This is a genomic window from Helicobacter sp., assembly GCF_014799995.1.
Lineage (GTDB): Bacteria > Campylobacterota > Campylobacteria > Campylobacterales > Helicobacteraceae > Helicobacter_D.
Genome location: NZ_JAAVGY010000002.1, coordinates 1 through 7,455, shown reverse-complemented (window position 1 = coordinate 7,455; position 7,455 = coordinate 1). Strand labels below are relative to the sequence as shown.

At 33.3% G+C, this 7,455-nt stretch carries 4 protein-coding genes; all 4 read left to right on the top strand.

Annotated features, from left to right (window positions below; all coding sequences use genetic code 11):
- The coding region (locus HDT10_RS00045) for a mobilization protein (RefSeq protein ID WP_290878618.1) at nt 1-1,186 on the top strand (1,186 nt) is incomplete at its 5' end.
- Between the two features lie 1,280 nt (nt 1,187-2,466).
- Nucleotides 2,467-3,510 (top strand): replication initiation protein, encoded by a 1,044-nt coding sequence (locus HDT10_RS00040; RefSeq protein ID WP_290878613.1) that lies wholly within the window; start codon nt 2,467-2,469, stop codon nt 3,508-3,510.
- A gap of 124 nt (nt 3,511-3,634) precedes the next feature.
- Nucleotides 3,635-4,924 carry a mobilization protein gene (locus tag HDT10_RS00035; protein ID WP_290878615.1) on the top strand — a complete coding sequence of 430 codons (1,290 nt, stop codon included), beginning with the start codon at nt 3,635-3,637 and terminating at the stop codon, nt 4,922-4,924.
- Nucleotides 4,925-6,226: 1,302 nt separating this feature from the next.
- Nucleotides 6,227-7,270, top strand: coding sequence for a replication initiation protein (locus HDT10_RS00030; protein WP_290878613.1), 1,044 nt, complete (start codon nt 6,227-6,229; stop codon nt 7,268-7,270).
- The last annotated feature ends 185 nt before the right edge of the window (nt 7,271-7,455 follow it).

The following is a 7,455-nucleotide window of genomic DNA, read 5'->3' as shown; positions in this document are numbered from 1 at the left end:
CTTAAACGAATATTCTTGCTCCAGCGATGAAGTGAGAAAGAATATAGACATACTCTACAAAGAAGCTCAAGAAAGTTTTTCAAATTATTGTGCAAATAAAAATGGCTTAACTAAGGCAGGGAAGCCTAAAGGCTTACAAAACTTCACAAAGAAAGACAAGTGCTATCACGAGTTTATCTACGAAATAAGCGAGGATACAACTATGGAACAATGCCAAGAGCTCACGCAAAAAATAGCAGAGCTCACAGGCTTTACCCCTTTGCAAGTAGTGGTTCATAGAGATGAGATACACGAAAACACTAAAGGAGAAAAGCAAACACACTTCCACGCACACGCAGTATTTTTTACGCTTGATAAAGAAACAGGATTGCAACTCGCAAGACAAGAAGCGAGTTTAAATAAAGCAAATCTTAGTAAGATTCAAACACTAAGTGCTGAATCTCTGCGAATGGAAAGAGGTGCAAACCGCTATGAGAAAGGAGAACAGCAACCCCAATATATCCAAGACTACAAAGACTATGCAAGATTTAAAGAGCAGGAAACAAAACTGCTAAGAGAAATTGACACAAAAACACAAACTTTAGCTCATCTCACTAAAACCCTAGCGGATATGGAACAGAGGTTAAAAGCTTCAGAACAGGAACTAAAAGCAAAAGAAGCAGAGCTTGAAAAAAGAGAGAAAGAATACCAAACAAACATTGAAGCTTTAGAGCAAAAACATACAGAAGCTTTTGACAAACTGCTTAAAGAATCAAACGCCAAAAAAAGTCTTTGGAAAAATATCATCACACTAGGTGGGCATAACGAAAGAGTAGAAAAAGAATTCCAAATTCAAAAACAAGCTTTAAGAGCCACATTGACACAAGCAGAGGATAAAGCACTACAACAAGTAGAACACTACAAGAGAGAGAAAGAGGAAGCCGAAAAAAGACTAAAAGAATCACAAGAAGCAGAAAGACAAGCAAGAAAAGAAAGCCAACGCCTTAGAGAAAGCGCAGAACAATCAATGCAATATCAAACAAAATATTTAGCTCAAATGAGAAAATATGAGCGTTTTTTAAAAGACAATATGCAAGAAAATGATTTAAAGGAATGCTTCCCAAAACTACACAGCGAATTATTGCAAGAACAATTGGAAAAATCCGATAGAGAATTTTTAAGGCGATACGCGACAAGAACACACTAAATGAAAAATTTATTGGGCAAAGTTGCTTTTCTATGGTTTATGTCCTAAATTTGTTTATTTATAAAATTTTGAAAAGCAACTTTTGCTACAATATTTTAGATTTTATATAATCATAAAATCTAAAAACTTTTAGTTAAACGCTAATATGAATAACTGATTTAATAAAGCATAAATTATAACTTCTAATATAAAAATTATAATATCTACAATAAAATTATTCATTTATTACGTCCTTTCGGACATAAACCATTAAAAAGTTCTTTTATAGCAACTAAAAGAACTTTTTAATTATATCTAAATATTCATTAAATATGCTTTTAAATCAAAAATATATAAAAGATAATAGGGGGGCTTACTCTAATCAATAAAAACGATTTTTGACCACTTTCTGTGATTCTATGAGGCATATATAATCTAACGCCTCGCTTATCTTTTTCGCTCCGACAAAAATTTACTGCTCGTTGTTGGCGCAATACGCTTCGCTTAAATTGCGCTCTAATTTAACAAATCAAGCTTGATTTGTAGTGGGGGTGTAGGGGGTATCCCCCCTACAATAGCAACGAAGTTGCGGTGCTAATACCCAACGCTATCCACTTCCTAGCGTGTTATGCAGAATATAATATACTACCTCTTTGCAGTTTCTCGCCTTAGTTGCTTTTTTGCGTCTTGCATATATTGCAGAATCTATTGCAAGAGAATCTAGCAAAAAGTATAAATCGCACAAGTGAGCGATAGCGAACATAAAGTGCGATTTCCTATTGCAAAGTTTTTGAGTAAAACGAAAAAACAAAAAGGCAAAACTTCCTATTAAGTTTCGTTTCAGTTTTTGTGATTTTTTTACTTTGTGATTCTTTTTTATTCTTTTTAAATTCTTTTTATATTCTTTTAGGAAGCGTGTATTAGCCTGTGGATAGGGCTTCGGCGAGGGGTATCAATAACAAATTCCGAGAGTATCAATAACAAATTCCGAGAGTATCAATAACAAATTCCGAGAGTATCAATAACAAATATTTGACAATGTTATTAATGTGTAGTATAATTCTGATTGTGGAGTTATTGAATCCTTAGTGGATTAACGCTCCACTAAGGGTAATTTGTAGCTCCGAAAGGAGGAACAGATTATGCGATACTTTGTAATTATAGCATTTGTGATTATAGCACTTATTTGCTTAATTATAACACCCGCCTTTTAGGTAGGTGGCGTTATAGGCTAGGTTGGCAAACAAGCCTAGCCCTTATCGCAGTATTACGCCCTGTTTGCAGAAAACAAGGATTCTATAATGCAAGAAATAGTTAAATACCACAATGATTTTAATAAAATCAAGTTACCGAGCTTCACAGAGCTAGAGCAAAATTTATTATTTACCATTATCGCAAAAATTAGAGATACAAGATATAAAATAGTAAATGACCCCGTATCTATAAGACTTTTGCCTAAAGATTTGCAATCTTTTTGCAAAGATAGCAATCTGTCTAATAGGGAAACAACCGAAATTTTAGAAAGTTTTGAAAAAAAATTTTTTCAAGCAGATTTTACGATTATCGTTAAAGATGAGAAGCGCAATCTAATAGGAAAACGCAGAGCGCATTTATTCAATGAATTTACCATTCAAAAAGAATTTAAAGGCGAATGGAATATGGAAATTGGGGATTTTGATGATGTTTGGGAAGAGTTTGAATTTATAGATATAGAAATCAACAAAAATTTTAATTATTTAGTAGAACAGCTTACCGCAAACTTTACACGCTTTGAATTAGCAGAATTTATTTCACTTAGTGGAAAATACACCAAAACCCTATATCGCTTATTAAAGCAATATAGGCAAACAGGGTGGGTGCAATGGGATTTTAAAGAATTTAAGGATATTTTAGACATTCCAAGCGATTATGAAATGTGCAATATTGACCAAAGAATTTTAAAACCAGCAATTAAAGAGCTAACACAAGAGCAAAATCTTTTTGACTTTGGCAAGAGAATCCCTTTTCAAAATCTCACTTACACAAAAATCAAAAAAGGGGGCAACAAAGTTACAGCAATTCGCTTTGACTTCAAGCCCGAACAAATCCAAGAACTAGAATCCCAAGCAGAACAAGCAAAACCAAAAAACACTACTTACACAAAAGAATCAAATTTACAAGCATATTGCGGACTTTATGTAGATATTCCCACAACGCAAGGACAAGTTACAGGAAAAATTACAAATATTTACAACACAAACGAAAAAATCATAATGGAAATTATAGACGAAAAATTTAATACAACAAATCTACCTTTTAACAATTTAGAATCATTTGAAAAGTGTGTAAAAACTTTTCAAATTTAGCTATAATTTCTCTATAAAATTATAAAGTGGAGGATACAAGCTATCCGCCACTTATTTATAAGTGTCTGCTTGTGAGGGGTTAGCACCCCCTCAACCCCCTATTCAGTATTACAAGGAATCTATTATGAAAGTAGCCGCCGCACATTGCAATCCAAAAAAACAACCCGCATTAAATCATAATGACAGAACAAACGATAGTGCAAAAACTATCACGAAAGATTTAACACACTTAAACGAATATTCTTGCTCCAGCGATGAAGTGAGAAAGAATATAGACATACTCTACAAAGAAGCTCAAGAAAGTTTTTCAAATTATTGTGCAAATAAAAATGGCTTAACTAAGGCAGGGAAGCCTAAAGGCTTACAAAACTTCACAAAGAAAGACAAGTGCTATCACGAGTTTATCTACGAAATAAGCGAGGATACAACTATGGAACAATGCCAAGAGCTCACGCAAAAAATAGCAGAGCTCACAGGCTTTACCCCTTTGCAAGTAGTGGTTCATAGAGATGAGATACACGAAAACACTAAAGGAGAAAAGCAAACACACTTCCACGCACACGCAGTATTTTTTACGCTTGATAAAGAAACAGGATTGCAACTCGCAAGACAAGAAGCGAGTTTAAATAAAGCAAATCTTAGTAAGATTCAAACACTAAGTGCTGAATCTCTGCGAATGGAAAGAGGTGCAAACCGCTATGAGAAAGGAGAACAGCAACCCCAATATATCCAAGACTACAAAGACTATGCAAGATTTAAAGAGCAGGAAACAAAACTGCTAAGAGAAATTGACACAAAAACACAAACTTTAGCTCATCTCACTAAAACCCTAGCGGATATGGAACAGAGGTTAAAAGCTTCAGAACAGGAACTAAAAGCAAAAGAAGCAGAGCTTGAAAAAAGAGAGAAAGAATACCAAACAAACATTGAAGCTTTAGAGCAAAAACATACAGAAGCTTTTGACAAACTGCTTAAAGAATCAAACGCCAAAAAAAGTCTTTGGAAAAATATCATCACACTAGGTGGGCATAACGAAAGAGTAGAAAAAGAATTCCAAATTCAAAAACAAGCTTTAAGAGCCACATTGACACAAGCAGAGGATAAAGCACTACAACAAGTAGAACACTACAAGAGAGAGAAAGAGGAAGCCGAAAAAAGACTAAAAGAATCACAAGAAGCAGAAAGACAAGCAAGAAAAGAAAGCCAACGCCTTAGAGAAAGCGCAGAACAATCAATGCAATATCAAACAAAATATTTAGCTCAAATGAGAAAATATGAGCGTTTTTTAAAAGACAATATGCAAGAAAATGATTTAAAGGAATGCTTCCCAAAACTACACAGCGAATTATTGCAAGAACAATTGGAAAAATCCGATAGAGAATTTTTAAGGCGATACGCGACAAGAACACACTAAATGAAAAATTTATTGGGCAAAGTTGCTTTTCTATGGTTTATGTCCTAAATTTGTTTATTTATAAAATTTTGAAAAGCAACTTTTGCTACAATATTTTAGATTTTATATAATCATAAAATCTAAAAACTTTTAGTTAAACGCTAATATGAATAACTGATTTAATAAAGCATAAATTATAACTTCTAATATAAAAATTATAATATCTACAATAAAATTATTCATTTATTACGTCCTTTCGGACATAAACCATTAAAAAGTTCTTTTATAGCAACTAAAAGAACTTTTTAATTATATCTAAATATTCATTAAATATGCTTTTAAATCAAAAATATATAAAAGATAATAGGGGGGCTTACTCTAATCAATAAAAACGATTTTTGACCACTTTCTGTGATTCTATGAGGCATATATAATCTAACGCCTCGCTTATCTTTTTCGCTCCGACAAAAATTTACTGCTCGTTGTTGGCGCAATACGCTTCGCTTAAATTGCGCTCTAATTTAACAAATCAAGCTTGATTTGTAGTGGGGGTGTAGGGGGTATCCCCCCTACAATAGCAACGAAGTTGCGGTGCTAATACCCAACGCTATCCACTTCCTAGCGTGTTATGCAGAATATAATATACTACCTCTTTGCAGTTTCTCGCCTTAGTTGCTTTTTTGCGTCTTGCATATATTGCAGAATCTATTGCAAGAGAATCTAGCAAAAAGTATAAATCGCACAAGTGAGCGATAGCGAACATAAAGTGCGATTTCCTATTGCAAAGTTTTTGAGTAAAACGAAAAAACAAAAAGGCAAAACTTCCTATTAAGTTTCGTTTCAGTTTTTGTGATTTTTTTACTTTGTGATTCTTTTTTATTCTTTTTAAATTCTTTTTATATTCTTTTAGGAAGCGTGTATTAGCCTGTGGATAGGGCTTCGGCGAGGGGTATCAATAACAAATTCCGAGAGTATCAATAACAAATTCCGAGAGTATCAATAACAAATTCCGAGAGTATCAATAACAAATTCCGAGAGTATCAATAACAAATATTTGACAATGTTATTAATGTGTAGTATAATTCTGATTGTGGAGTTATTGAATCCTTAGTGGATTAACGCTCCACTAAGGGTAATTTGTAGCTCCGAAAGGAGGAACAGATTATGCGATACTTTGTAATTATAGCATTTGTGATTATAGCACTTATTTGCTTAATTATAACACCCGCCTTTTAGGTAGGTGGCGTTATAGGCTAGGTTGGCAAACAAGCCTAGCCCTTATCGCAGTATTACGCCCTGTTTGCAGAAAACAAGGATTCTATAATGCAAGAAATAGTTAAATACCACAATGATTTTAATAAAATCAAGTTACCGAGCTTCACAGAGCTAGAGCAAAATTTATTATTTACCATTATCGCAAAAATTAGAGATACAAGATATAAAATAGTAAATGACCCCGTATCTATAAGACTTTTGCCTAAAGATTTGCAATCTTTTTGCAAAGATAGCAATCTGTCTAATAGGGAAACAACCGAAATTTTAGAAAGTTTTGAAAAAAAATTTTTTCAAGCAGATTTTACGATTATCGTTAAAGATGAGAAGCGCAATCTAATAGGAAAACGCAGAGCGCATTTATTCAATGAATTTACCATTCAAAAAGAATTTAAAGGCGAATGGAATATGGAAATTGGGGATTTTGATGATGTTTGGGAAGAGTTTGAATTTATAGATATAGAAATCAACAAAAATTTTAATTATTTAGTAGAACAGCTTACCGCAAACTTTACACGCTTTGAATTAGCAGAATTTATTTCACTTAGTGGAAAATACACCAAAACCCTATATCGCTTATTAAAGCAATATAGGCAAACAGGGTGGGTGCAATGGGATTTTAAAGAATTTAAGGATATTTTAGACATTCCAAGCGATTATGAAATGTGCAATATTGACCAAAGAATTTTAAAACCAGCAATTAAAGAGCTAACACAAGAGCAAAATCTTTTTGACTTTGGCAAGAGAATCCCTTTTCAAAATCTCACTTACACAAAAATCAAAAAAGGGGGCAACAAAGTTACAGCAATTCGCTTTGACTTCAAGCCCGAACAAATCCAAGAACTAGAATCCCAAGCAGAACAAGCAAAACCAAAAAACACTACTTACACAAAAGAATCAAATTTACAAGCATATTGCGGACTTTATGTAGATATTCCCACAACGCAAGGACAAGTTACAGGAAAAATTACAAATATTTACAACACAAACGAAAAAATCATAATGGAAATTATAGACGAAAAATTTAATACAACAAATCTACCTTTTAACAATTTAGAATCATTTGAAAAGTGTGTAAAAACTTTTCAAATTTAGCTATAATTTCTCTATAAAATTATAAAGTGGAGGATACAAGCTATCCGCCACTTATTTATAAGTGTCTGCTTGTGAGGGGTTAGCACCCCCTCAACCCCCTATTCAGTATTACAAGGAATCTATTATGAAAGTAGCCGCCGCACATTGCAATCCAAAAAAACAACCCGCATTAAATCATAATGACA